Annotated in this window: 29 protein-coding genes; 28 read left to right on the top strand and 1 reads right to left on the bottom strand. The window is 36.5% G+C overall.

Annotated features, from left to right (window positions below):
- Positions 1-104: 104 nt before the first annotated feature.
- From RVS70_RS04425 to RVS70_RS04350, 16 genes are all read left to right on the top strand, one after another.
- Positions 105-311: a YqzK family protein gene (locus tag RVS70_RS04425; protein WP_026681073.1), complete on the top strand. Its 207-nt coding sequence runs from the start codon at positions 105-107 to the stop codon at positions 309-311.
- A 3-nt stretch (positions 312-314) separates the two neighbouring features.
- Positions 315-1,208: a site-specific tyrosine recombinase XerD gene (gene xerD / locus RVS70_RS04420; protein WP_026681072.1), complete on the top strand. Its 894-nt coding sequence runs from the start codon at positions 315-317 to the stop codon at positions 1,206-1,208.
- 94 nt (positions 1,209-1,302) lie between these two features.
- On the top strand, positions 1,303-2,496 hold the full coding sequence (deoB, locus tag RVS70_RS04415) for a phosphopentomutase (protein ID WP_321132556.1): 1,194 nt from the start codon (positions 1,303-1,305) through the stop codon (positions 2,494-2,496).
- Between the two features lies 1 nt (position 2,497).
- Positions 2,498-3,325, top strand: a complete 828-nt coding sequence (locus tag RVS70_RS04410) for a purine-nucleoside phosphorylase (protein ID WP_026681070.1) — start codon at positions 2,498-2,500, stop codon at positions 3,323-3,325.
- Between the two features lie 13 nt (positions 3,326-3,338).
- Positions 3,339-4,643, top strand: a complete 1,305-nt coding sequence (locus tag RVS70_RS04405; protein ID WP_026681069.1) for a pyrimidine-nucleoside phosphorylase — start codon at positions 3,339-3,341, stop codon at positions 4,641-4,643.
- A gap of 611 nt (positions 4,644-5,254) precedes the next feature.
- Positions 5,255-6,427: a D-alanyl-D-alanine carboxypeptidase family protein gene (locus RVS70_RS04400; protein WP_121605077.1), complete on the top strand. Its 1,173-nt coding sequence runs from the start codon at positions 5,255-5,257 to the stop codon at positions 6,425-6,427.
- A gap of 110 nt (positions 6,428-6,537) precedes the next feature.
- Positions 6,538-6,891, top strand: coding sequence for an anti-sigma F factor antagonist (gene spoIIAA / locus RVS70_RS04395; RefSeq protein ID WP_026681067.1), 354 nt, complete (start codon positions 6,538-6,540; stop codon positions 6,889-6,891).
- The gene (gene spoIIAB, locus RVS70_RS04390; protein WP_026681066.1) at positions 6,888-7,328 is read left to right on the top strand and encodes an anti-sigma F factor; all 441 of its coding nucleotides are present in this window, start codon (positions 6,888-6,890) and stop codon (positions 7,326-7,328) included. The genes spoIIAA and spoIIAB overlap by 4 nt, the downstream gene beginning before the upstream one ends.
- A 15-nt stretch (positions 7,329-7,343) precedes the next feature.
- On the top strand, positions 7,344-8,099 hold the full coding sequence (sigF, locus tag RVS70_RS04385) for an RNA polymerase sporulation sigma factor SigF (RefSeq protein WP_026681065.1): 756 nt from the start codon (positions 7,344-7,346) through the stop codon (positions 8,097-8,099).
- A 365-nt stretch (positions 8,100-8,464) separates the two neighbouring features.
- Positions 8,465-9,082, top strand: coding sequence for a stage V sporulation protein AA (locus RVS70_RS04380; RefSeq protein ID WP_026681064.1), 618 nt, complete (start codon positions 8,465-8,467; stop codon positions 9,080-9,082).
- Entirely contained in the window at positions 9,063-9,491 is a 429-nt protein-coding gene (locus tag RVS70_RS04375; protein WP_121605078.1) for a stage V sporulation protein AB, read from the top strand. Before RVS70_RS04380 ends, RVS70_RS04375 begins: the two co-directional genes overlap by 20 nt.
- 18 nt (positions 9,492-9,509) lie before the next feature.
- Positions 9,510-10,988 (top strand): spore germination protein, encoded by a 1,479-nt coding sequence (locus tag RVS70_RS04370; protein WP_121605079.1) that lies wholly within the window; start codon positions 9,510-9,512, stop codon positions 10,986-10,988.
- 210 nt (positions 10,989-11,198) lie between these two features.
- Positions 11,199-12,506, top strand: a complete 1,308-nt coding sequence (gene lysA / locus RVS70_RS04365; protein ID WP_121605080.1) for a diaminopimelate decarboxylase — start codon at positions 11,199-11,201, stop codon at positions 12,504-12,506.
- Between the two features lie 85 nt (positions 12,507-12,591).
- Positions 12,592-13,029, top strand: a complete 438-nt coding sequence (locus RVS70_RS04360; RefSeq protein ID WP_026681062.1) for a peptidylprolyl isomerase — start codon at positions 12,592-12,594, stop codon at positions 13,027-13,029.
- Positions 13,030-13,056: 27 nt separating this feature from the next.
- Positions 13,057-13,521 carry a M50 family metallopeptidase gene (locus RVS70_RS04355; protein ID WP_026681061.1) on the top strand — a complete coding sequence of 155 codons (465 nt, stop codon included), beginning with the start codon at positions 13,057-13,059 and terminating at the stop codon, positions 13,519-13,521.
- Positions 13,522-13,701: 180 nt separating this feature from the next.
- A complete protein-coding gene (locus tag RVS70_RS04350; RefSeq protein ID WP_026681060.1) occupies positions 13,702-14,073 on the top strand; it encodes a GNAT family N-acetyltransferase in 372 nt (123 codons plus the stop codon).
- 65 nt (positions 14,074-14,138) lie between these two features.
- On the opposite strand, the gene RVS70_RS04345 is transcribed toward RVS70_RS04350, so the two are convergent.
- A complete protein-coding gene (locus tag RVS70_RS04345) occupies positions 14,139-14,228 on the bottom strand; it encodes a YjcZ family sporulation protein (protein WP_021291215.1) in 90 nt (29 codons plus the stop codon).
- A gap of 142 nt (positions 14,229-14,370) precedes the next feature.
- Between RVS70_RS04345 and RVS70_RS04340 the strand changes: the two genes are divergently transcribed.
- From RVS70_RS04340 to RVS70_RS04285, 12 genes are all read left to right on the top strand, one after another.
- A complete protein-coding gene (locus RVS70_RS04340; protein WP_321132555.1) occupies positions 14,371-15,108 on the top strand; it encodes a segregation/condensation protein A in 738 nt (245 codons plus the stop codon).
- 2 nt (positions 15,109-15,110) lie between these two features.
- Positions 15,111-15,707 (top strand): SMC-Scp complex subunit ScpB, encoded by a 597-nt coding sequence (scpB, locus tag RVS70_RS04335; protein ID WP_026681058.1) that lies wholly within the window; start codon positions 15,111-15,113, stop codon positions 15,705-15,707.
- A 614-nt stretch (positions 15,708-16,321) separates the two neighbouring features.
- A complete protein-coding gene (locus tag RVS70_RS04330) occupies positions 16,322-16,519 on the top strand; it encodes a hypothetical protein (protein WP_121603754.1) in 198 nt (65 codons plus the stop codon).
- 199 nt (positions 16,520-16,718) lie between these two features.
- Positions 16,719-17,597: a superoxide dismutase gene (locus tag RVS70_RS04325; RefSeq protein WP_026681057.1), complete on the top strand. Its 879-nt coding sequence runs from the start codon at positions 16,719-16,721 to the stop codon at positions 17,595-17,597.
- 708 nt (positions 17,598-18,305) lie between these two features.
- Entirely contained in the window at positions 18,306-19,418 is a 1,113-nt protein-coding gene (locus tag RVS70_RS04320; RefSeq protein ID WP_026681056.1) for a D-alanyl-D-alanine carboxypeptidase family protein, read from the top strand.
- On the top strand, positions 19,412-19,996 hold the full coding sequence (locus RVS70_RS04315; protein WP_026681055.1) for a nucleoside recognition domain-containing protein: 585 nt from the start codon (positions 19,412-19,414) through the stop codon (positions 19,994-19,996). Before RVS70_RS04320 ends, RVS70_RS04315 begins: the two co-directional genes overlap by 7 nt.
- Positions 19,997-19,999: 3 nt before the next feature.
- Positions 20,000-20,530 (top strand): spore maturation protein, encoded by a 531-nt coding sequence (locus RVS70_RS04310; RefSeq protein WP_026681054.1) that lies wholly within the window; start codon positions 20,000-20,002, stop codon positions 20,528-20,530.
- 72 nt (positions 20,531-20,602) lie between these two features.
- On the top strand, positions 20,603-21,346 hold the full coding sequence (locus tag RVS70_RS04305) for a pseudouridine synthase (RefSeq protein ID WP_026681053.1): 744 nt from the start codon (positions 20,603-20,605) through the stop codon (positions 21,344-21,346).
- A 67-nt stretch (positions 21,347-21,413) separates the two neighbouring features.
- Positions 21,414-21,971, top strand: a complete 558-nt coding sequence (gene resA / locus RVS70_RS04300; protein ID WP_371414013.1) for a thiol-disulfide oxidoreductase ResA — start codon at positions 21,414-21,416, stop codon at positions 21,969-21,971.
- Positions 21,972-22,002: 31 nt separating this feature from the next.
- The gene (locus tag RVS70_RS04295; RefSeq protein WP_026681051.1) at positions 22,003-23,646 is read left to right on the top strand and encodes a cytochrome c biogenesis protein ResB; all 1,644 of its coding nucleotides are present in this window, start codon (positions 22,003-22,005) and stop codon (positions 23,644-23,646) included.
- Positions 23,647-23,671: 25 nt separating this feature from the next.
- Positions 23,672-24,862 carry a c-type cytochrome biogenesis protein CcsB gene (ccsB, locus tag RVS70_RS04290; protein ID WP_026681050.1) on the top strand — a complete coding sequence of 397 codons (1,191 nt, stop codon included), beginning with the start codon at positions 23,672-23,674 and terminating at the stop codon, positions 24,860-24,862.
- 120 nt (positions 24,863-24,982) lie between these two features.
- Positions 24,983-25,696: a response regulator transcription factor gene (locus tag RVS70_RS04285; protein ID WP_026681049.1), complete on the top strand. Its 714-nt coding sequence runs from the start codon at positions 24,983-24,985 to the stop codon at positions 25,694-25,696.
- Position 25,697 lies beyond the last annotated feature (1 nt).

Below are 25,697 nucleotides of genomic sequence, written 5' to 3'. Positions count from 1 at the left end.
TAATTACAGATTTTTTCCCATTTGAATGATAGTATTATGTATATTGTTCTTCTTTTCTGGCATATCTTTTAATAGGATATATTATGATTAGAGGAGCACAATAAATGAAAAGAATACTGTGGGATATGGTAAAGGTGTTCGTCATCTTTATTGCGTGTACATTTTTATTTTATTTTGGTTTACGAATAATGCATGCAGAATATGAACAATATCATCGATATGATCCACCAGAGGGACCAGCAGTAAAAGTATTTAATGAAGAACCAACTTTTTTTGATCGATTGAACTTATTTTTCCGGCTAGGAGAGTAAAAGATGATTTCAGATATTGCAGAGGATTTTTATCACTATTTATTAATTGAAAGAGGATTATCAGATAATACATTAACTTCTTATCGACGTGACTTAACAGCATATATAGATTTTATTAAAACCTCTGTAAACAAAGCTAACTGGGAACAAGTTACAAGAAATGATATTACCAATTTTCTTTATGTGTTAAAAGACGATGGGAAATCCTCTGCGACAATTGCGCGTCATATTTCATCTATTCGTGCATTTCATCAATTTTTAATTCGGGAGCAAGTCGTAACACATGATGCTAGCTTACATATTGAAACACCTAAGAAGGAACGAAAGCTTCCAGATGTATTATCGATCCAAGAAATAGAAGCATTATTAAGTTTACCTTCAGATACTGCATTACATATACGTAATAAAGCAATGTTAGAACTACTATATGCTACAGGTCTTCGAGTAAGTGAAATGATCCATTTAAAAATATCTGATCTTCATTTAACCATGGGGTTTGTACAGTGCTTTGGAAAAGGAGCGAAGGAACGGATCGTTCCTCTAGGTAATGTTGCTATCCAGGCAGTGGAAAACTATTTGCAGCAAGCCCGCGGTAAGTTAATTAAACGCCAAGGAGATAGTAATATTTTATTTGTCAATCAGCACGGTAAACCGTTGACACGCCAAGGATTTTGGAAAATATTAAAAAAAGCAGCGCTTGAAGCAGGAATTCATAAGAAAATTACACCGCATACATTAAGGCATTCATTTGCAACTCATTTACTTGAGAATGGTGCAGATTTGCGTTTAGTTCAAGAAATGCTTGGACATGTTGATATATCTACAACCCAAATTTATACACATGTTACGAAAGCTAGATTAAAAGATATATATATGAACTATCATCCAAGAGCATAGCTTTTTATTTTTTTAAGTCGTCTGACATCCTACAACGAATTATAGACATACTTCATGGCTATCGTGGGAATATAATATTTAGGAGGGATATACCATGAAAAATTTCAAGCGTGTATTTTTAATTGTATTGGACTCAGTGGGAATTGGAGAAGCATCTGATGCTGATAAATTTAATGATAAAGGCGCTGATACACTTGGCCATATTGCGTCGCATATGAAAGGTCTACATATGCCAAATATGGGAAGGTTGGGTTTAAGCAATATTCGACCAATTGCAGGAATTGATAAAGCGGATTCACCGAAAGCACATTATACAAAGATGCAGGAAGCCTCCAACGGAAAAGATACGATGACTGGTCATTGGGAAATTATGGGCTTGCATATCGAACAGCCTTTCAGAACGTTCCCTGAAGGATTCCCTGAAGAATTAATTGAAGAGCTAGAGGAAAAGGCTGGGCGGAAAGTTATTGGTAATAAACCAGCTTCAGGTACAGAAATCATTAAAGAATTAGGCGCTGAGCATATGGAAACAGGCTCCTTAATTGTATATACCTCTGCTGACTCTGTATTGCAAATAGCTGCCCATGAGGATGTTATTCCCATTGAAGAGCAATATCGTATATGCGAAATTGCGAGAGAACTAACGTTAGATGAGAAGTATATGGTCGGTCGGGTGATTGCTCGCCCATTTATTGGGAAACCAGGGGCGTTTGAGAGGACCTCTAATCGACATGATTATGCACTCAAACCTTTTGGGAAAACTGTCATGAATGAATTAGAAGAAAATAATTATGATGTTATTGCTCTAGGGAAGATTTCAGATATTTATGATGGTGAGGGAGTCACTGAAGCGATTCGAACGGAGGATAACGATGATGGGATGACACAGTTAGTTGCATCAATGAAGAAGGATTTTACTGGAATTAGCTTCTTAAATTTAGTTGACTTTGATGCAAAATATGGTCATCGTAGAGATCCTCAAGGTTATGGAGAAGCGTTGGAGGCCTACGATGCTAGACTGCCTGAAGTTCTTGCAGAAATGAAGGATGATGATTTATTAATTATTACAGCTGATCATGGAAATGACCCTATACATCACGGTACGGACCATACTCGGGAATTTGTTCCTTTGTTGGTACATCATAAAGGTATTGTCGAAGGAAAAGAATTACCATTACGTCAGACATTTGCAGATATAGGAGCTACAATTGCTGATAATTTTGAGGTGAACATGCCTACGTATGGAATAAGCTTTCTAAAGGATATTAAACCTAAGGGGGATTTATAAAATGAATTATAGCGCAGTTCGAGAAGCAAGTGAATTTTTGCAGCAGAAGCTAGATAAGAAACCAGAGATTGGTTTGATTCTTGGCTCTGGACTAGGAGTACTGGCAGAGGAAATAGAAAGCCCAATTACTATTCCATATAAGGATATTCCTGATTTTCCAGAATCCACTGTTGCTGGTCATAAGGGACAGCTAGTTGCGGGAACATTAAAAGGAAAGCAAGTTATTGCCATGCAAGGACGTTTTCACTATTATGAGGGTTACACAATGCAACAAGTAACTTTTCCAGTTCGGGTAATGAAAGAACTAGGTATTGAATCTATTATTGTTACAAACGCAGCTGGCGGTATAAATGAAGATTTCAAGCCTGGTGATTTGATGTTAATTTCCGATCATATCAATAATATGGGAGATAGTCCGCTCATTGGTAAGAATGATGAACATTTAGGAGTCCGTTTTCCAGATATGTCCAATGTCTATGATAAATCGCTAATTGCACACGCGGAGGCATGCGCAAAAGACATTCAATTACATGTACAAAAAGGTGTATATGTAGGAAATACTGGCCCAGCTTATGAAACACCAGCAGAAGTACGTATGCTTCGTACGTTAGGTGGGGATGCAGTCGGTATGTCTACGGTTCCTGAAGTGACTGTAGCTGGACATGCAGGTATTCGTGTGTTAGGAATCTCTTGTATTTCTAACATGGCTGCGGGAATCTTAGATCAGCCTTTAACGCATCATGAAGTAATAGAAACAACAGAGCAAGTAAGAGAATCCTTCTTAACATTTGTGAAAAAAGTAATAGAAACATTACCCCAAAATGATTAAAAGGTGATAAAAAATGAGAATGTATGACATTATTGAGAAAAAACGCAATGGTCAAGCCTTAACAACAGAAGAAATTAACTATTTTATAGATGGCTATACCAATGGTAACATTCCAGATTATCAGGCTAGTGCATTGTTAATGGCTATTTATTTTCAAGATATGACGGATGATGAACGTGCGCAAATTACCAAAGCGATGGTAGAATCTGGCGATCAAATCGATTTATCTGAAATTGATGGGATTAAAGTAGATAAGCATTCAACTGGTGGTGTTGGTGATACGACTACATTAATTTTAGCACCATTGGTGGCCTCTTTAGGCGTCCCAGTTGCTAAAATGAGTGGAAGGGGCTTAGGTCACACTGGTGGAACAATTGATAAACTAGAAGCCGTTCCTGGATTTCATGTAGAAATAACTAACGATGAATTTATTGAGCTTGTCAATAAAAACAAGGTAGCTGTAGTGGGCCAATCTGGGAACTTAACTCCTGCTGACAAAAAATTATATGGATTAAGAGACGTTACTGCAACAGTCAATTCAATACCACTAATTGCTAGCTCCATCATGAGTAAGAAAATTGCTTCAGGCGCTGATGCCATCGTTCTAGATGTAAAAACTGGCGCAGGTGCCTTTATGAAAGAACTAAATGATGCCAAGGCATTAGCAAAAGCAATGGTAACCATTGGAAATAAAGTTGGAAGAAATACGATGGCAGTAATTTCTGACATGAGCCAGCCGTTAGGAAATGCAATTGGTAATGCACTAGAAATTAATGAGGCTATTGACACATTACAAGGCAAAGGGCCAAAAGATCTTACGGAGCTTTGTTTAACATTAGGAAGTCAAATGGTTGTTTTAGCTGAGAAAGCCGAAACCCTAGAAGAAGCCAGAGCAAAACTTCAAGAAAATCTGCATAATGGCAAGGCATTAAATCAATTCAAAACATTTCTATCTTCACAAGGTGGAGATGCAACAGTTGTAGATCAGCCACATTTGCTGCCTCAAGCTTCCTTTAAAGTAGACCTGCCGGCCAAAAAGGGAGGAACAGTTGCCGAAATCATTGCTGATGATATTGGTACTGCAGCAATGATGTTAGGTGCTGGAAGAGCTACAAAAGAATCAGAAATTGACCTTGCTGTTGGACTAGTATTGCATAAAAAAATTGGAGACAAGGTTGAAGCTGGTGAGTCTTTATTAACCATTCATTCCAATTCTGAAAATGTAGATGAAGTGAAAGAAAAACTATATGCAAGCATAACCATTTCTGAAGAGATAATAGATGCACCTACGTTAATATATGACACAGTTACTAAATAAAATAATTTGCCGCTAAATTAATAGATCTAAACATGTAATCTCTCTGTTTGTAAATGTGACGAACAGAGAGATTTTATTTGAGTATAGGAAATTATAAAATTAGCGCATGTGGATCAATATGGACGAGCTGCGTTCAGCACCAGCCTTCAGAAACGAGGCGACTTCACGAATCGCCCTAATCTAAGTCATCATCGGCTCGCAAGCACACCGTTATTCTTTTATCTCCATTGACTCGCTCCAGTCGCTACGCTTCTAGACGGGCGCTTCCGCTTTTGTTCTTGTTACAGTGATCATTTTTAACGATCTTTACTCATGAATAAACGTATATTGGGAACTGCAATTGGTTATGCTGAATGTATATAGTTTATTTTAGGTAGACAGGATCCTAACGCTCGAATTAACAATACACTTACCGAGAAAGGACGGCCTGTAAAAAACGAATTGTTTGTTTACAGAATATCTGTAAATAGACGTTTGGCATAAAGGTTTCTGAACATCGATCTTTTCATGTTCAAGACTTAGCGTTTGCTACCTTTGTTCGCATGATTTCAGAAGTGAAAATAAGATAACTTCCTTCTGAAAAAGGATTCACTTTATTGGAGGGTATAAGGATGAAAAGAGGTCTTTTGGTTGTTAGTATGGTTATCACGTTGTTAATTCATCTAAGCTCACCTGTTTTTGCAGAGGAAGCGGGTTCTGACACGGAAAAGCTTGCAGAGAATACTAAATCGGCAATTCTAATGGAGAGAGACACAGGTGAGGTTTTATTCGATAAAAATGCACATGAGAAATTACCACCTGCAAGTATGACGAAAATAATGACATTGCTTTTAATTATGGAGGCTCTGGATGAGGGAAAATTAAAACTGGATGAAACGGTACGCGTTAGTGATCGCGCTGCGTCTATGGGAGGTTCTCAAATTTTCTTAGAATCAGGAGAAGAAATGAGTGTGCAGGATTTACTTAAGGGCGTAGCTGTAGCATCTGGAAATGATGCTAGTGTAGCACTAGCTGAAAGAATTGCTGGTAGCGAAAAAGCATTTGTCAAAAAGATGAATGATAAGGTCAAGGAATTAGATTTAAAGGACACGAAATTTCAAAATGCAACTGGTTTACCTGCCGAGGATCATTATAGTACATCTTATGATATGTCAATAATGGCAAAGGAATTATTAAAGTATGAATCCATTACAGACTATACATCCATTTATGAAGATTATTTACGTAAGGGGCAGGATAATGAATTTTGGCTTGTTAATACAAATAAACTAGTGAAATTCTATCCAGGTGTTGATGGCCTAAAAACTGGTTATACAAATGAAGCGAAGTATTGTCTGACGGCTACAGCTGAAAAAGAGGAAATGCGAGTCATTGCCGTTGTTATGGGGGCAAAAACAACAAAAGAACGGAACGCTGCTGTTTCAGGAATGTTGGATTTTGCATTTAATCATTATCAAACCAATAAATTATTTGAGAAGGGCGATAAAATAACCGATCTTAAGCTGTTGAAGGCTGATAAAACAATAACAGATGTTGTGGCATCCGAATCTATTAGTACACTTCATAAAAAAGGTGAATCAATGGACGATATAGCAACCGAAGTTAACGTTCACCATGCATTATCTCTGCCGATTTTTAGAGGGGATAAAGTAGGCGAGTTAATAGTTAAAAATGGAGATGAAATTATCTCTCGAACAGATTTAACGATCAAAGAAACAATAGATGAAGCATCGTACTTTACTTTGTTAAAGAGAACCTTGCAAAGAATGGCGAAAAATGAATAAAACATACTATTTTAACCGAATAAGTTCTTCTTTTGTCATGTAGCAGGAATCGACCCATCAAATCAAGAAATGAAATAAATACAGTTTTTGTATAAAAAGGAGGAAAGACTATGGGTCTTAGTTCAACATTTGCTATTAAAGAAGATGTCTTGATCGTCAGACTCTCTGGTGAATTAGATCATCATGAAGCAGAGTTATTACGAAATGAGTGGAAAGAGATTATGTACAAAAATGATGTAAAGCATGTGTTATTAAATCTTGAAGCAATGACTTTTATGGATAGCTCAGGGTTAGGTGTTGTGTTAGGCAGATATAAGGAAGTATTACAACTTGGTGGAGAAATGGTCGTATGTTCTATTTCTCCGCCGGTTAAACGTTTATTTGAAATGTCAGGATTATTTAAAATTGTTCGTCTTGAGGAGAATGAAGCATTTGCATTAGAGACTTTGGGGGTGGCATCATGAAAAATGAAATGGCAGTGCAATTTGCTAGTATTAGCGAAAATGAATCATTTGCTAGAGTTACCGTCGCTGCTTTTGTCAGTCAGGTTGACCCAACGATGGACGAGCTAACAGAAATAAAAACTGTAGTTTCTGAAGCTGTCACAAACTGCATCATTCATGGTTATAATAATGAAGCACATCATCAAGTATATATTACCTGTGCATTAATAGATGGTGAAGTGGAATTAACGATAAAGGACGAGGGAATTGGAATTAGCGATGTGGACGAGGCGCGCCAGCCGCTTTATACTTCCAAGCCAGAATTAGAAAGATCGGGGATGGGCTTTACGATTATTGAGAATTTTATGGATACTGTTGAGGTCATATCCATACCTGATAAAGGAACAACCGTACACATGACTAAGCAGCTTACGAAAAGCAAAACGGTGTGTTCATAGTGAAAGGTTCTGCCTATGAATGTTAACGTAAAAGGTGATAACAGAAACGAGACCTTGACGGATGAAGAAGTAAAAGGACTAATCGACAAAAGTCAAAAGGGAGATAAAGCAGCACGAGATATATTAGTAGAAAAAAATATCCGTCTCGTATGGTCCGTTGTACAACGATTTATAAATAGAGGATATGACCCCGATGATTTATTTCAAATTGGAAGTATTGGTTTAATAAAATCAATAGATAAGTTTGATCTTTCGTATGATGTACGCTTTTCAACTTATGCAGTACCAATGATAATCGGTGAAATCCAACGGTTTATTCGAGATGACGGTACTGTCAAAGTTAGTCGTTCTCTTAAAGAGACAGGTAATAGAATCCGTAAAAAGAAAGATGAATTAACAAAACAACTAGGCAGATCACCAACCGTGAACGAGATTGCAGATGCGTTAGAAATTTCTTCTGAAGATGTTGTTCACGCTCAAGAAGCTGGAAAATCACCACAGTCTATTCATGAAACAGTATTTGAAAATGATGGAGATCCAATTACTCTACTAGATCAAATATCAGATCAGGATTCAAAATGGTTCGAAAAACTAACCCTGCAAGAAGCTATTAGGGGGTTGAGTGAAAGAGAAAGATTAATTGTTTACTTGAGATATTATAAAGATCAGACACAATCAGAAGTAGCAGATCGACTTGGGATATCGCAAGTTCAAGTATCTAGGCTGGAGAAAAAGATTTTACATGAGATGAAAGTAAATATTGATTCATAAAATGGAAAAACATTCGTAAGTACGAAAATACAGAAAAAATAATGCTGTTTATCTCTACAAGTTCAAAAGAAATTAATATTTGTAAAAACCGAACGATAATCCGATTATATGAAGTTAATATCCGGATATTAGTTCGGTTTTTATCGTTTATTTTATTAAAAGAGGAATGTATATTGGTCAGTTAATCATAGCTGATTATGTTCTTCCTGAAACCTTTCCCGTAAGTATAATTAGCTTAGAATTATTATTCGTTTTTACATATATTCGATTTAGCGATGTCCAAACCTGTATTAGTAATTCTTCGTGATAATTATTGCAATAATGACAAATACTAGCTATAGATTAACGCAATAAGGGATGATTTTATGGCAGAACAGGTATATTTACGAATGAAAAAAAATATGGAGATAATAGGTTATCAAGAATTAAAGCTTAAAGATATTGCATATCTTTCGACTAATGCGTCAGAGAAAGAAAAGCTGGAAAATTTACCTATTTATCGAATAACAAAAAAAGATAAAAACATTGTAATCCTTGACAGCTTTTTAATTATAGAGCATTTAAATCATGATTTCACCAACCTGGAATTCCAACTAATCGGACCACCGCAAACCATAATACGTATCCAAGAGAAAAAGAAGTCACCATCCGTAATGATTGCAATTGGTGTTTGGATTCTTTTATTCGTTGGGACAGCGATGACGATTATGAATTTCCATTATGATGTGAGTATGCAGGAAGTTCACCAAAAAATTCATTACTTACTAACAGGTCAAGAAAAAGAATTTCCATTATGGCTTCAAATTCCCTATTCGTTTGGATTAGGTATTGGCATGTTATTGTTCTTTAACCATTGGTTTAATAAACGGTTTAATGAAGAGCCCAGCCCCTTAGAAGTAGAAATTTATAACTATCAGCAGGATCTCGATAATTATGTGATTCATTATGAGAATAAATTAAACGATGCCCCCCCTCCTAAATAGCCTCATCGAATTAATTATTGGCTTTGCTGGTGGTCTTGCTGTTGGGGGTGGTTATGTAGCATTTATTACTGTCTTAGGTATTGTTCCTCGGCTTATTCAACTGAGTAAAACAGAACCATTTCTTAATATTTATGCGGCATGTATTTTGCTTGGGTCACTTTTTGGTACGTTTTTGTCATTCACTAATATTACCTGGAATTACTCCTTTGTATTTATTATGATCTGGGGTATATTACAAGGAATATTTAACGGAATGCTTGCTGCAGCATTAACCGAGGTTTTAAATGTATTCCCCATACTATATAAACGAATAGGTATTGAAAAGCACACAATGTGGCTATTAATGGCAATTGTGTTTGGTAAAATAGCTGGATCGATATTTCAATGGGTTTATTTTGTAAAACAATAAGAATCGAGGCGATACATGATGAATAATAAAGATAAGAAAATACCAATCTCTCCAAAAATAAAGGATACAGAAAACTATTTAAAAAAACGACTTGGTATCGGTGTATCGTTTGATCTTGGGTTTCGTGAAATTGTACTTTTGAAAAGAAAGGTACAAATATATTATGTAACTGGTTTATGTGATTCCATCATCATTCAAGATTTAATAAAAGAATTAGTGAATTTAAATGATCATGAGTCAAATAGCAAAAAGCTACCAGAGATTATAGAAAATCGTTTACTCCATCAACAGGTGAATCAAGCAAAAACAATGGATGAAGCAGTGGATCAAATGCTATCAGGACTCATTGTTGTGTTTGTAGATGGTGAGGATTACGCATTTATTGTTGACGTTAGGAATTATCCGGGAAGAACCCCAGAAGAACCTGATACAGAACGTGTTGTTCGTGGTTCACGTGATGGATACACGGAAAACATTATTGAAAATACTGCTTTGACTAGAAGAAGGATTCGAGATGCTAGACTACGGAATGAAATGTTAAAAGTGGGTGAGCGATCAAAAACAGACGTATGTCTTAGTTATATTCAGGACGTTGCGGATGAAGGATTAATACATCTTATAAAAGAACGAATTGAGGCAATTGAAATTGATGGTATCTCGATGGCAGATAAAACAATTGATGAATTTATCATAAATCGTAAATGGATACCATACCCACTCGTTCGTTATACAGAAAGACCGGACGTAGCAGCTAATCACCTACTGGAAGGTCATGTATTAATTACGGTTGATACATCGCCCAGTGTGATCATATTACCAACGACTTTTTTTCATCATTTACAGCATGCTGAAGAATATCGACAAACACCAGCCATCGGAACGTTTGTGCGTTGGATTCGATTTTTTGCAGTTTTTGCTTCCATGTACTTGTTACCATTATGGTTATTATTTGTAATGGAGCCGGAGCTATTACCAAAAGAGTTGGCTTTTATCGGGCCAAATGAAGACGGTAATATATCTATTCCGGTTCAAATTGTAATGGCGATGGTCGGAATTGAATTTTTACGAATGGCAGCAATCCATACGCCAAATCCGCTTTCAACCTCGATGGGATTGATTGCTGCTGTATTGATTGGACAAATTGCTATTGATGTGGGAATGTTTAGTCCGGAAGTAATCCTCTATGTCTCTATAAGCGCAATTGGATCTTATGTAACACCAAGTTATGAGCTTAGTATCTCGAATAAAATTGTTAACATCCTGTTTGTTATTATTACCGGCATGTTTGGACTTTATGGGTTTATTGGGTTATTCTTGGTTCACCTCATCGTATTAGCAAGCTTAAAATCCTTAAAAACACCTTATTTATGGCCGTTTATGCCATTTAATGCAAAAGCCATGCTACATACGATTGTGCGAATCCCTATGCCGTTTACAAATAGTCGACCTAGTATTGTCCACCCGAAAAATAATTACCGTCAACCCTCAAAAAAATAGAACAAATAAACATACTAATGGTAGTGGGTAAAGTCATCAACCAATGATTTCACCCATTATTTTTCTTTTAGAGTTATAGTGAGACTAGTTTTAATCGTTCGAATTATGATGTGAATAATATACTTTTGAGCCATCCTCTTTTCATTTATATTTTATTATGATAAAGTTTTTAATTATAAATTCAGAAAACCATTATGGAGGACTTTCACAATGATTATTGATAACCATCCATTTGAGGTAAACGACAAAGGGCATCTAGTTATAGGTGGGGCAGATGCTGTCGAACTTGCACAAAAGTATGGCACACCACTATATGTCTATGATGTAAATATAATACGTAACAATTGCAAAGCATTTATCGAGACCTTTGATAAAATGGAGGTTACAGCTAAAGTTGCCTATGCAAGTAAAGCTTTTTCAAGTATTGCTATGTTACAAATAATGAAACAGGAGAACATGTGTTTAGATGTGGTTTCTGAGGGCGAATTGTACACAGCGCTGCAAGCAGAATTTCCAACTGAAAAAATCCATCTCCATGGAAATAATAAAAGTTTGAATGAGCTGCGCATGGCAATTGAAAACGATATTGGTTGTATAGTGGTTGATAATTTTCGAGAAATTGAGCTTATTGGAAGATTATTAAAGGAATATAACAAGCAAATGGATGTTTTAATGCGTGTTACACCTGGAATAGAGTCGAAGACGCATCAATACATAATGACTGGTAATGAAGATTCAAAATTCGGCTTTAATCTGAATAACGGCCAAGCTGAAGAAGCCTTTAAATTATTGTGGAATCATGAATTTATTAAGTTTAAAGGATTACATTGCCACATAGGATCACAAATCTTCGAAACAGATCGTTTCTTGATCGCTACAGAGGTATTATTCCAAGAACTTAAAAACTGGAAGAATACGTATGGATTCATACCTGAAGTATTAAATCTAGGTGGAGGTTATGGAATTCGCTATACTTCAGAAGAATCGCCAATTTCTTATGATATCTATGTTAAAGAACTGGTGACAGAAGTCAAAAAACATGTACAAATGCTAGCAATACCAATGCCTGAAATATGGTTAGAGCCAGGAAGAGCTATTGCTGGAAATGCAGGACTAACACTATATACAGTAGGTGCTATTAAACATATCCCTGGTATTAGAAATTATGTATCTGTCGATGGCGGTATGACAGATAACTTAAGGCCAGCGTTATACCAAGCTAAATACGAGGCTGTAATAGCAAATAAAGCCAGTGCTCCTCCAATCAGCGAAGTATCAATCGCTGGTAAATGTTGTGAATCAGGCGACATGTTAATTTGGGATCTTCCTCTTCCGAAAGTAGATCATGGCGATATTCTCGCTGTTTTTTCAACTGGTGCGTATGGATATTCGATGGCAAATCACTATAATCGTTTTGCTAAACCAGCTGTCGTTTTTGTAGAGGATAGCCAAGATAAATTAGTTGTTAAACGTGAGAGCTATCAAGATATTATTAGTCACGATTTAAGTTACGAATAGTACTGATGTCAACAACAATTCTTTTCTTTCGTTAAATTAAGTGATAAAATGTACGATAGTTGAAAATAGAAAAGGAGACTTAAACATGGCTAAAAAAGGATATATTGTAATGGAAAATAATAATAAAATTGAATTTGATTTATATGAAGACGCAGCACCAAATACAGTTGCTAACTTTGAAAAATTGGTGAATGATGGATTTTATAATGGTTTAACATTTCATCGTGTAATTCCAGGTTTCGTAAGTCAAGGAGGCTGCCCAAATGGTAACGGAACTGGTTCAGCAGGATATACGATTAAGTGTGAAACAGAAGGTAATCCACATAAACATTTAGAAGGATCACTATCAATGGCTCATGCTGGTAAAGATACAGGAAGCTGTCAATTTTTCATTGTACATGAGCCACAACCACATCTTAACGGGGTTCATACCGTTTTTGGACAAGTGACATCTGGTATTGAATTTGCTAAATCAATGCAAAATGGCGATGTGATGAAGGAAGTAAAAGTGTACAGCGAATAGGTTTGTTTTTCCTAAAGGATGGAATAGATGGAATTGATAATGCTTGTTTATTTACTAGCAATAATTGCTCCAATTAGTATATTTATACATGAATTTGGCCATGCTATAGCTGCATGGTTGGTTGGTGCAGACCGAATCTATATATCTATTGGGACAGGCAAAAAAGGAATATCCTTTAATTTCAATAAATTTTATATTACGCTGTTTCCACTATTTTTCTTGGGTGGGATCGCATTAAGTGAGCGGACTCCTAGTTATCGACCACGTGAAAAGATTCTTATTTCGCTGTTTGGCCCAGTTATGAGTGGATGTGTATCTGTTATACTTTGGGCTATTCATCAGAGCCATCCTAACCCCTTTATTCATCTATCGATGTTATTTAACGGTTGGATAGCTTTAATGAATTTGTTACCTTTTGCATACAAAGGGAAACAGACAGATGGGTATAAAATGTTACGGCTTGTACGAAAGAAAAAATGGATTAACAAATAACATTCACATATAAATAGTAATTCTAAATTTGACAAATACGTTTTTACATGCATAAATATAATTACAAACTCCAACTGTAGCTTATGGAATAATACTACAGAAATTTACAACGTCTAACTACGCGGAATATAATTAACTTCCCAAAGTTTTCATAAGTTATAACGTTAATGAGGGGTATCTATGTTAATACGCTTTAAGAAGAACTTAGAAAAAATTGCAATGGGTTTATTATCTTTTATGCCAGAAGAAAAAGATGTAAAAAAATTGCAACAAACGATAAAAGAATATGAAACAAATCCAGATTGGCATCTTTATTTGTGGAAAGAAGAAGATATTTTAGGTGCTATAGGGGTTAGGGTTGAAGGCGAAATTAACGCTGTTATTCAGCATGTTTCTGTGAACCCTTCACATCGTAATCTCGGGATTGGCAAAAAGATGATGAACGAAGTAACTCGCCTTTATCAGGATAAATATGCTGTTTGTGCTGAAGAGGAGATACAGCATTTTTATTCAAAATGCGATGCATTTAAGGAAGAGAAGGATAAGGAATAAAAAGCCAGCCCTATATTGGGGCCGGCTTTTATTTTCGTGTGCTGGTTAACATGTAAGTTATTTACTTAGAGCCAAGCAGCACCGACAATAATTAATAAAATGAACAATACAACGATTAACGCGAATCCTCCGCCGTATCCATATCCACCACTCATGATGAAATACCTCCTTTTTCTTCTTAGCATAAATGTTTTGTGATAACATTTATCTTACATTAATAACGTATGACGGTAGATCAATTCGTGTATGGGCGTTTATAATTAATGATATAATTTTTGAATGAAGGGACGGAATAAGTTGAATCAAGCTTACCAGGTTAAATTAGATACATTTGAAGGCCCGCTTGATTTATTACTGCATTTGATTAATCAATACGAGATTGATATTTATGATATTCCGGTTGCAACAATTACAGAGCAGTATATGACTTATATTCATACAATGCAACGCCTTGAATTAAATATTGCAAGTGAATATTTAGTTATGGCAGCGACGCTTGTTGAGATTAAAAGTCAAATGCTACTACCAAAGCCCGAGTTAGAGGAAGAATCGGAGGAATATATGGAAGACCCACGGGAAGAATTGATGCAGCGATTAATAGAATATAGAAAGTATAAGGAAGCAGCTGTCCAGCTACAGGAGAAGGAAATAGAAGCAAATCAGATTTTCACAAGGCCACCTATCGAATTTGATAATTATGTACAGGAAGTCCCTGCAGTCGTTCAAGGTGATACCTCCGTATATGATATGTTAAATGCATTGAATAAAATGTTAGAGCGAAAGAAATGGAATCAACCACTAGATACAAAAATTAAGCGAGCAGAAATATCTATTGAGCAAAGAATGGAAGAGGTTTTACGTGTTGTAAATGAAGCAAAGGATGGAATATTATTTGATGATCTATTTATATATCAATCACGATCACACATCGTTGTAACATTTATTGCTCTTTTAGAATTAATGAAAGAGAATCAAGTATATTGTGAACAAACGGAACAGTTGGAAGCTTTATATGTGTATAACATGGAGGAATAAAGGTGGAAATTACGAAATTAAAGGCAATTGTTGAAGGTCTGTTGTTTGCTTCAGGAAATGAAGGAATAACGATTAAACAGTTGTCTAAAGTATTAGAAATTACGGAAGCAACAGTCGAACACTTAATTGAAGAGCTTAAGTATGACTATGACAATACCGATCGGGGCATTATGATCATGCAGGCTCATGAAGTATATCATTTAACAACAAAACCAGAGCATAGTCCTTATTATAAAAAGCTGTTAGAAACTCCTCAAACGACAAGGATGTCTCAAGCCGCGTTAGAAACTCTTGCAATTATTGCCTATCAGCAGCCAATTACAAGAACAGAAATAGAAGAAATTAGAGGAGTAAAGAGTGATCGACCAGTTCAAACGCTTCTTTCTCGGCTTTTAATTGAAGAGGTGGGGAGAAAGGATAGCGTAGGAAAACCCATATTATTTGCTACCTCTAAAGAGTTTTTAACTTATTTTGGTTTGACATCACTTGAGGAGTTACCACCACTTCCAGAAAATACAGAGTCAGATGAGCTGGAATCGGAGGCGGATTTGTTTTTTGAACGATTCAGCGAAAACCTATCGAATAGAAATACAGACTAATTTAATATGCTATATGTTGCTTTAAAGTAACGAATGTACTGATTCATTTAAATAAAAAGCGCGTTGCAATATACCTTCAACTGGAAGTGCAAGTTCCTTGAAGAAGCGGCAAGCGTTTTTTTGTAGTCTAGGAAATTATAAAAATTGCCTATGTAGATAAATATGGGCGTGTTGAGCCGTGTCCAGCTCCAGCACCCAGAAACGTAGCGACTTCATGAATCGCCCTAATCTAAGTCCTCATTGGCTCACAAGCTCACCGTGATTTCCTTTATCTCCATTGGCTCACTCCAGTAATTACGTTTCTAATCGGGCGCTAGCGCTTTTGTTCTAAGTTAAGAAAGTATAAAATCAGTGCAATGACTGCGTTAAGCCAAGTAGTTATTTTGAAATGTTTGATGTATATTGGCAATGCTCCGACGAATTGCTTCGCTTTCCGCGGGCACGGGCCTCAACTAACTTTGCAAAGAAGAACACGTTGCAAAGTGGATTTTCGGCTCGCGCAATTCCCGCAGGAGTCTACGTAATTCGTCTCCGCTATGAGAAGGTGCAACAATTCTTGTCATAAGTAAATAGGTTGACTTTTTTTACAATGGGTAAAGTGAAAATCGCTATCCGTGAGTATAAAAGCAGCTGTGTTACTTCATGCTAGCGTTGTAGAGCCTGATAATAGCGAAGGCCGGCCACTTCAACTCCTGTGGGAAATGTTTGACCTGAAGATCCACTTTTTTGAGCGGGTTTTGCTAAAAAAGTTAGCTGAAGGACAAACCCCACGGAAAGGGAAGTGGGCAGCCGGAGTGGTGGTCAAGCAGTAGCTATTATTCCATAATAGCTACTAGAGGAAGCGTAAATCTGAGCATTTAGTGATAAGGACTGAGCGAATTTTGCTCCGTTTTTCTTATGCGGTGAAGCAGAATGTCGAACGATTAAAAACCATTCTAATAAGTAATCTGTCCTCTTTACCTATATGCACAGACAGAGCAAATGGGCATATGGTACATAGAGGTGGTTAATATGGATAATACAGTACATCAATATTTAAATGATCTTATGGATTGGGGAAATGACATAAGTCGGGGGTTAGATGAATCTCTATCGCAAGACAAAAATGAACAAATATTGGAACGCTTAAGAAGTTGGCAATCTACCATTCTTCACTTAAAGGAATCGGAACAATTCATCAGTCAACATGACTTAACAGCAATAAATGCAGAAGGAGAGCGAATTTTGTTTGATATCAAACATTCGAAACAAATAAACAATAGAAATAAGGGAATTCCATATGGACAACGGAAACTTCCGGCTCTGCCATATGCATACAATGCGCTCGAACCTTACATTAGTGAAGAAATAATGCGATTACATCATGACAAGCATCATCAAGGTTATGTCGATGGATTAAATAAAGCGGAGAAAGAACTATATATTAAAAAGCCAGATGCTAAATTTATGAAATATTGGCTTAGGGAACAAGCTTTTCATGGATCAGGACACCAACTGCATACCATTTTTTGGTTCAATATGACTCCCAATTCAACAAAGCAGCCAGAAGGTGAATTATCGCAAAAATTAAACAACGATTTTGGCACATGGGAGCAATTTAAAGCGTTGTTTACCAAAACTGCAACCTCCGTTGAAGGAGATGGTTGGGCTCTTCTATATTGGAACCCGAGGAACGGAAAGCTAGGGGTTCAGTCCTTTGAAAAACATCAATTCTTTCAAATTGCTGATATCATCCCCTTATTAGTATTAGATATGTGGGAACATGCTTATTACTTGCAATATAAAACCGACAAAAAAGCATATATCGAGAATTGGTGGAATGTTGTCAATTGGAATAATGTAAATAATAGGTATAAAAAAGCCAAAAGTCTAATGTGGAACTTATTCTAATTGATGTGCAGTATCTATAAATTACAAAAGTAGGTTATAAACTGCTGTTCCTTTAATGAACAATTGGCATAGGTATATTGTTAATGCATTTGAGGGCGTTCTTAGCTGTGCGAGGAAGTTGAAGCCATGCCCGCGGAAAGTGAAGTATTTTGGATGGAGTGATGATAGAACTTCTTTGAAGTAAACAGATTAAAAAATAAAGTACTTTTGTCCATGCCTCAACGTGTTAGGCTTTTTTTGAACTGTTAAAGGATCTCCATTACTAAAGGTTCGATATGAAATGCTTCCATTAGCTTTCATGCATACAGACGTCTCATTTGCTTTTATATATATATCTAATTCTTCACTCATGCCCACGCTCTATAAATTCACATCGCATATTCAATAAAGAGAAACTTCCATCCGTGGGGGATTTGTTTATCGCCTACGGATGGTTAGTACCACAAGAGTATGACCTAAAGGTCCTTGAACCAATCGGACATTTACTGGCAGTGGACTCCACACTTTCCCATATTGCTTTTCCTTTATTACTTGAAGTAGGGGTCTTACTGCCAGTTATATGAGGGATAAATCCTAAAAACCAGTAAAGAACAATAATGTAAGTCAATCATAATAGAATATCTAACGCGAAACTGTTTCTTTTAATCATATTTCAATTGTACATGCATAAACTGTATAGACAACACCACCGTAGGAGGAAACCTGCTTATGCGCATTGTAACAGTTGGTATAATAGTACTTATTATCTTGCTATTTTTCCCTTCCATTGGACAAGCAAAGCCGGAAATATCTGGTCAAAATGCGATATTAATGGAGCAATCTACTGGTAGAGTATTATTTGAAAAGAATGCTCATGATCCAGAATCGATTGCGAGTATTACGAAAATTATGACCGCGATTATTGCAATTGAATCAGGGAAAATGCAAGAGAAGGCAAAGACAAGCCGAAAAGCAATATACACGGAGGGCTCCTCGATTTATTTAGAGCAGGGAGAAAAAATGACAATTAACGATCTGGTTTATGGGCTTATGCTTCGATCAGGGAATGATGCAGCTGTTGCTATAAGTGAGCATATTGGCGGGAGTGAAGAGGGGTTTGTTTATCTCATGAACGAAAAAGCGAAATGGCTTGGGATGAATCATACACACTTCGATAACCCTCATGGTCTTGATTCGGATAGCCATTATTCTTCTGCATACGATATGGCAATCTTAATGAGCTACGCAATGAAAAATAAAACGTTTAGAAAAATTACAGGTGCCCAATCGTATTTGTCAGAAAATCGAACATACAGCTGGCAAAATAAAAATAAATTATTAACGCAATATTATGATTATTGCACTGGTGGAAAAACAGGCTATACCAAAAAAACGGGAAGAACACTCGTATCTTCCGCTGAAAAGGATGGAATGAGCCTTATAGCTGTAACATTAGATGCTCCAGATGATTGGCGTGATCATATCCAGATGTTTGAATGGGGGTTTACGAATTATGATATGGAAAAAATTGCAGAGGAGAAATCTATATCCTTTAAGTTAAATGAAAGCTCCAAAGTAATGTCCGGCTATATGCAGGATGATATTGCGTACCCCCTAACCGATAAAGAAAAAGCGAAAGTAACAAATCAATTGTATATAGTAAAGGATGCATCGGAAATAACCAGTGAACGAATCGGTAAAAATGTATTCTACTTAGATGGCAAAGAAATTGCCGAAACGGATGTATTACGAAATGAACAAAAATTAGAACAGCGGAAAACTATTTTTGAGTCATTTATATCGTTGCTTCAACAAGTAGTTGGTGTTGGTGTCAAATGGTAAATGTGATTTGGGCTGCTATGGCACTAGTTGGAATTTTCTACGCCATGCTAAATGGAACAATGGACAAGGTTAACGAGGCAATTTTCGAAAGTGCAAATGAAGCCGTAACATTGTCCATTGGGCTAATAAGTGTGCTTGTATTTTGGTTAGGTATTATGAAAATTGCTGAAGAAGCAGGTATTCTAAGTATCCTTGCAAGGCTCTTTCGTCCAATAGTCGTCCGGTTATTTCCGGATATCCCCAAAGATCATCCAGCTATTGGTTATATACTTTCTAATTTTACTGCCAATATATTTGGTTTAGGAAATGCAGCTACTCCTATGGGAATAAAAGCAATGGAGCAAATGAAACAATTAAGTGGAGATGATACTGCTTCACGATCGATGATTACATTTCTGGCCTTAAATACATCTAGCCTCACGTTAATACCAACTACGGTAATTGCTATTCGAATGCAGTACAATTCCGTTTCTCCTACAGAAATTGTAGGGGCAACGATATTAGCTACATTGGTTTCTTCTTTAAGTGCCATAGTAATTGATCGTATTTTTCATTATAAGAGCAAGTGGAGGACATAAGTGATGGAATTAATAACGACAGTGAGCGCCTGGTTAATCCCTTGTTTTATTGCAATTGTTTTGGTTACAGCTACGTTTAAGAAAGTTCCCTCATATGAATTATTTGTTGAAGGAGGAAAGGAAGGAGTCAAAATGGCATTTTCCTTACTTCCTTTTTTAGTTGGTATGATTGTGTCAATATCCATACTTCGTAGCTCTGGTGCACTAGAAGCTTTTATTCAGTTGATATCCCCCTTGTTAACGATGGTTGGGATACCACCCGATATCATTCCCCTAGCTTTAGTAAGACCTATATCAGGTACTGCTGCACTGGGAATGACAACAGAATTAATTGATACACACGGCCCCGATTCATTTATTGGTAGGTTAGCATCAACGATGCAGGGCAGTACGGATACAACACTATATATTTTAACAATATATTTTGGTGCTATTGGAATTAAAAAGATGCGATATGCGTTGAAAGTTGGACTATTAGCTGATTTAATTGGTATAATAGCATCAATCGTTATTGTATCCATATTATTTGGATAAGACTTAAGAGTGGCGTTAACTTCTTGTTAACGCTATTATAATGGTTGAAAATATATAGGTAATGGTGATAAAATGTCAAATTCCAAAGAACGTTTACAAAAAGTAATTGCACAAAGCGGTATAACCTCAAGGCGTAAAGCTGAACAGTTAATACAAGAAGGAAAAGTTAAGGTGAATCAAAAAGTAGTGACGAAGCTTGGAACAAAAGTGACTGCAAATGATGAAATAGAGGTAGATGGTATGCCGTTGGAAAAAGAAGCTCCAGTTTATTTTATGTTATACAAGCCAAGAGGAGTAATATCCAGCTTACAAGATGATAAAGGAAGAAAAGTGGTAACCGATTTACTTGGTGAAGTAGACGAGCGTGTTTTTCCAATTGGAAGATTAGATTATGATACATCTGGAATACTGATACTAACGAATGATGGTGAATTTGCTAATCTTCTAATGCACCCACGTTATGAGGTTGACAAAGTATATATAGCAAAAGTCAAAGGTACTCCAGAGAAATCGGAATTAGCTCAATTAAGAAAAGGAGTACGCTCAGATGGTGATCTATTGAAGGCAATCCAGTATCGCGTACTATCTACCGACAGGAAAAATAATCATATGATTTTGCAACTAACCTTACGTGAAGGCAAAAATAGACATGTACGCAGAATGATGGATGGGTTAGGATACCCTGTATTAAAGCTAAAGAGGGAAAATTATGGGCTTTTAACCTTGGATGGATTAAAACCAGGGGAATATCGCCCATTAACCCCTAAGGAAGTAAAGCAAATGCGTAATTTGGCAACAAAAAATGTTGAAGAATAGTCAAAAAATAATAGCAAGCAAAATGATATAATGACTCTGGGAGTTGATTCGTTTGAGTCTTGAAGAAATGAAAAAAAAGAAGAAGAGCAAAAAGCGAAACCGCTTAATTTTTAGGTCTGTTATTTTAGCAATATTAGTAGCTGCTGTTGTTTTTGCTGTGATATCAAATCTAAAAGAGGATAAGATTATCTATAAAGTAGGGGACGATGCACCTGATTTCCAGTTGCAGCAAATTAATAAAAACAACGAGACTGAAACGATTCGGTTAAGTGACCTAGAAGGAAAAGGTGTAATGCTTAATTTTTGGGGTACGTGGTGTGAACCTTGTAAAGCCGAAATGCCCTATATGCAGAAATTGTACCCTAAATACAAAGAGAAGGGAGTAGAGATTGTAGCAGTCAGTCTAGATTCGACAAAATTGGTTGTCGATCGATTTATAGAAGAGTATGATTTAACTTTCCCTATTCCTTTTGATAAAAGTGGACAAGTAAGGGACTTGTATAAAGTAGGTCCGATTCCTAGTACTGTATTCATTAATCCAGAAGGAAAGATTGAAGAAGTAGTGAACGGTGCTTTAACATTAGATCGATTAGAAGGATACCTTCAGGAAATAGAGCCGAAATAGCAACAGAGTCTATAATTATGGAGAGATTTAAATGAAAAAAATTAAATGTGAATGCGGTCATGTAAATCCAGAAGGTACTGTGCTTTGCGAGGCATGTGGTAAACCAATAGAAGGAAACCAACACATAGACGGCAATGATAAGAAAAAATTACTTAACATGCGTTATGATGGTACCGCGCGCAGATCACAAACATACAATAAATCGATAGTGGATAAGATATGGAGCTTTTTCTCTTCGGTGAAGGTAGGGGTTTGGCTAATTGTTATTGCTTTAGTAGCATCGGCGATTGGCTCCATATTTCCGCAAGAAATGTACATACCTCAAAATGCAGTTTCACGTGATCCCGCTATTTTTTATGAAGAGCGCTATGGCATTTTTGGATTAATATTCTATCAACTTGGTTTTCATAATCTATACAGCTCATGGTGGTATATGATTTTAATCGCTTTGATTGGTGTATCACTCGTAATCTGTAGTCTCGATCGGTTCGTGCCATTGTTTAAAGCACTTCGAAAACAACGGGCGAAACGGCATGAGACTTTTCTAAGCAGGCAACGGCTATTTAGTGAAACAGAAACTGTATCTTCTGAAGACTGGGCTGCCCTTAAAGAAGGCTTAAAGAAACAACGCTATAAAATGACAGAAGAAGATGGACATCTTCTCGCGGAAAAGGGGAGATTTTCGAGATGGGGTCCGTATGTTAATCATATCGGTTTAATCATTATTCTACTTGCAGCCTTGCTACGAACAACTCCGCTTTTTTATATGGATGAATATGTATGGATACGTGAGGGCGAACAGCTCGTGCTGCCAGGGACAGATCAGGAATATTATATAAAGAATAAAGATTTTATCATTGATAATCATGATCCGAATGATACACGTTTTAAAGAGGCAATCTCCAAAGAGGGGGGAGAAGTACCTAGTAATTACCAAACTGACGTCATTATTTATAAGGCAAAGCAACCAGAAGTAACTGGGGCAGAACCTGAATTAGAAAAAATTATCGAGGACGACATTCGCATGAATAAGCCTGTTAAATTTGATGGTTATGCTGTTTATCAACAAGGCTATCAATTAAACGAATTTACTAGTATGTCGTTTAAGGTGCATAAAACAGATGATCCTGATGAAAAGGCTCTGGGCTCGTTTACTATTGATTTAACTTCCCCTAAGTCGGAATACAAGCTAGAAAATGGCTTTCGAGTAGAAATTAATAAATACTATCCAGATTATTATTTGGATGATGATGGTGTACCAGCCTCAGAAACGAATTATCCTAGAAATCCAGCGTTTGTTATGCTAGTACATCCTCCAAACGGGGAAGAGCCAGAAATTAGCTTCTTAGGGATTGGTAAAAATATTGATGCAACAGGTGAAAATGATTACAACGTAGGAATTACTGATTTTGAAATGCATGATGTGAGTGGGTTACGGATTAGACGTGATTACTCATTACCGTATTTCATGGTTGGGGCAGTAATTTTTATGATTGGAGTTATACAAGGAATGTATTGGCAACATCGGAGAATCTGGATTCGGCCTAAAGATGGTGGAATATTACTAGCTGCACATACGAACAAAAATTGGCATGGAGTAAAAAAAGATATAGAAAAGGTAATTGCAGGTACGAAAGTAAAAATGGTTTCAGATCAGCAAGAACTGGATGAATAGCTAATAAGCTATAAGGAGGGTTTATATGAGTAATAATTTCATTGAATTAAGCAGTACGCTGCTTTATACTGCTTTTTTCCTTTACTTAATAGCAACGGTGTTTTTCTCTTTTACAATTGGGAGTAAACGGAAATCAGATGGAAAGGCAGCAAAAATAGGAATTACTTTAGCAATAATTGGCTTTTTAGCACAGGTGTCATACTTTATCACAAGATGGATGGGGAGTGGACATGCTCCTGTTAGTAACTTATTCGAATTCATGACGTTCTTTGGTATGGCAATTGTGTTAGGGTTTATCATTATTTATTTTATTTACAAACTTCCTGTACTGGGGTTGTTTGCTCTACCAGTAGCACTAATTATCATCGCGTATGCGAGTATGTTCCCAACCGAGGTATCGCCTCTTATTCCATCACTGCAAAGTCATTGGTTATATATACATGTAACAACTGTGTCACTTGCACAGGGAATATTAACGATCAGCTTTGTTGCGGGATTAATTTATTTAATAAGACAAATTGATCAAACCAAACTTACAAGAAGATCATTTTCATTAGAAGTTATTCTTTATTCATTAATACTCTTTGTAGGATTTATACTAGCTTCGACCCTATTTAGTGTGATGAATTACAATGTTTCATTTGAACAACCTACTACTGGTAATAATGTTGTTGAAGTAGAATATCATATGCCGGCGATAGCTAGTCCGAATGATAGTACATTAATTACAAAAGATGTCATGAACCCGTGGTTTGAGACACCGGAATGGATGCATGGAGCTGATGCAGGTAGAAAATTAAACACGCTTATTTGGTCATTCATCTTCGGTACAGGTCTCTATCTTTTATTATTTCTTGTTTTCAGAAAAAGGATTGGTGCGGTAATCCAACCGTTACTTAAAAATGCAAGACCAGATCTACTTGACGAGATATGTTATCGAGCGGTCGCAATTGGCTTCCCAGCTTTCACTTTAGGTGGACTAATCTTTGCGGCAATCTGGGCAGAAGAAGCTTGGGGTAGATTCTGGGGCTGGGATCCGAAAGAGGTTTGGGCTCTCATTACTTGGTTCTTCTATGCAGCGTTTTTACATCTACGATTATCAAGAGGATGGCATGGAGAAAAATCCGCTTGGTTAGCAGCGGTTGGGTTTGCAATCATTATGTTTAATTTAATTGTTGTAAACCTTGTACTTGCAGGGCTACACTCTTATGCATAACATGAAATGATAGCAAGGCATCATTATACTTCTAGTGATGCCTTGTTTTTTCTTATACTTTTTGAACATCTTCGTTTATACTCATAATAGAATAGGTAACGTTAAGGGGGATCAACTAGCATGGATATAGAAGCTAAAGTTTTGATAGTAGATGATGAAGAAAGAATTCGACGATTATTACGTATGTATATGGAGCGTGATGGTTTTACTGTGGAAGAAGCAGAAAATGGAACGGATGCATTAGAGCTCGCATTAAATAATGACTATGATGTTATTCTGTTGGATATCATGATGCCAGAAATGGATGGAATCGAAGTCTGCCAGGAGCTAAGGAAAGAAAAAGACACACCTGTTATTATGCTGACGGCAAAAGGGGAAGAAGCTAATCGTGTCCAAGGATTTGAAATAGGTGTTGATGATTATATTGTTAAACCGTTTAGTCCACGTGAAGTGGTATTACGTGTGAAAGCAATCCTTCGTAGGGTGACCAGTTCATCGTTTAATGAAACAGAATCTGCGACAAAAAATATTATGGTCTTCCCACATATTACGATTGATCATGATGCACATCGAGTAACTGCTGACGGAAAAGAAGTAAGTCTAACTCCAAAAGAATATGAGTTATTGTGTTTTTTAGCTAAATCTCCTGATAAAGTATTTAATCGTGAACATTTGCTAAAGGAAGTATGGCAATATGAATTCTTTGGAGATTTACGGACAGTTGATACCCATGTTAAACGATTAAGAGAGAAGCTGAATCATGTTTCTAAAGAGGCAGCAAAAATGATCGTGACAGTATGGGGTGTAGGCTATAAATTTGAGGTGGATGAATAAT

This window comes from Virgibacillus sp. M23 (assembly GCF_034190895.1).
Classification (GTDB): domain Bacteria; phylum Bacillota; class Bacilli; order Bacillales; family Amphibacillaceae; genus Virgibacillus; species Virgibacillus salarius.
Note: the sequence above shows the minus strand (reverse complement) of the source record. Positions and strands in the feature narration are given on the sequence as shown.

Coding starts and splice junctions, on each gene's coding strand:
- RVS70_RS04425 (WP_026681073.1), top strand. CDS start 105: ATGAAAAGAATACTGTGGGATATGGTAAAGGTGTTCGTCATCTTTATT.
- xerD (WP_026681072.1), top strand. CDS start 315: ATGATTTCAGATATTGCAGAGGATTTTTATCACTATTTATTAATTGAA.
- deoB (WP_321132556.1), top strand. CDS start 1,303: ATGAAAAATTTCAAGCGTGTATTTTTAATTGTATTGGACTCAGTGGGA.
- RVS70_RS04410 (WP_026681070.1), top strand. CDS start 2,498: ATGAATTATAGCGCAGTTCGAGAAGCAAGTGAATTTTTGCAGCAGAAG.
- RVS70_RS04405 (WP_026681069.1), top strand. CDS start 3,339: ATGAGAATGTATGACATTATTGAGAAAAAACGCAATGGTCAAGCCTTA.
- RVS70_RS04400 (WP_121605077.1), top strand. CDS start 5,255: ATGAAAAGAGGTCTTTTGGTTGTTAGTATGGTTATCACGTTGTTAATT.
- spoIIAA (WP_026681067.1), top strand. CDS start 6,538: ATGGGTCTTAGTTCAACATTTGCTATTAAAGAAGATGTCTTGATCGTC.
- spoIIAB (WP_026681066.1), top strand. CDS start 6,888: ATGAAAAATGAAATGGCAGTGCAATTTGCTAGTATTAGCGAAAATGAA.
- sigF (WP_026681065.1), top strand. CDS start 7,344: ATGAATGTTAACGTAAAAGGTGATAACAGAAACGAGACCTTGACGGAT.
- RVS70_RS04380 (WP_026681064.1), top strand. CDS start 8,465: ATGGCAGAACAGGTATATTTACGAATGAAAAAAAATATGGAGATAATA.
- RVS70_RS04375 (WP_121605078.1), top strand. CDS start 9,063: ATGCCCCCCCTCCTAAATAGCCTCATCGAATTAATTATTGGCTTTGCT.
- RVS70_RS04370 (WP_121605079.1), top strand. CDS start 9,510: ATGAATAATAAAGATAAGAAAATACCAATCTCTCCAAAAATAAAGGAT.
- lysA (WP_121605080.1), top strand. CDS start 11,199: ATGATTATTGATAACCATCCATTTGAGGTAAACGACAAAGGGCATCTA.
- RVS70_RS04360 (WP_026681062.1), top strand. CDS start 12,592: ATGGCTAAAAAAGGATATATTGTAATGGAAAATAATAATAAAATTGAA.
- RVS70_RS04355 (WP_026681061.1), top strand. CDS start 13,057: ATGGAATTGATAATGCTTGTTTATTTACTAGCAATAATTGCTCCAATT.
- RVS70_RS04350 (WP_026681060.1), top strand. CDS start 13,702: ATGTTAATACGCTTTAAGAAGAACTTAGAAAAAATTGCAATGGGTTTA.
- RVS70_RS04345 (WP_021291215.1), bottom strand. CDS start 14,228: ATGAGTGGTGGATATGGATACGGCGGAGGATTCGCGTTAATCGTTGTA.
- RVS70_RS04325 (WP_026681057.1), top strand. CDS start 16,719: ATGGATAATACAGTACATCAATATTTAAATGATCTTATGGATTGGGGA.
- RVS70_RS04320 (WP_026681056.1), top strand. CDS start 18,306: ATGCGCATTGTAACAGTTGGTATAATAGTACTTATTATCTTGCTATTT.
- RVS70_RS04315 (WP_026681055.1), top strand. CDS start 19,412: ATGGTAAATGTGATTTGGGCTGCTATGGCACTAGTTGGAATTTTCTAC.
- RVS70_RS04310 (WP_026681054.1), top strand. CDS start 20,000: ATGGAATTAATAACGACAGTGAGCGCCTGGTTAATCCCTTGTTTTATT.
- RVS70_RS04305 (WP_026681053.1), top strand. CDS start 20,603: ATGTCAAATTCCAAAGAACGTTTACAAAAAGTAATTGCACAAAGCGGT.
- resA (WP_371414013.1), top strand. CDS start 21,414: ATGAAAAAAAAGAAGAAGAGCAAAAAGCGAAACCGCTTAATTTTTAGG.
- RVS70_RS04295 (WP_026681051.1), top strand. CDS start 22,003: ATGAAAAAAATTAAATGTGAATGCGGTCATGTAAATCCAGAAGGTACT.
- ccsB (WP_026681050.1), top strand. CDS start 23,672: ATGAGTAATAATTTCATTGAATTAAGCAGTACGCTGCTTTATACTGCT.
- RVS70_RS04285 (WP_026681049.1), top strand. CDS start 24,983: ATGGATATAGAAGCTAAAGTTTTGATAGTAGATGATGAAGAAAGAATT.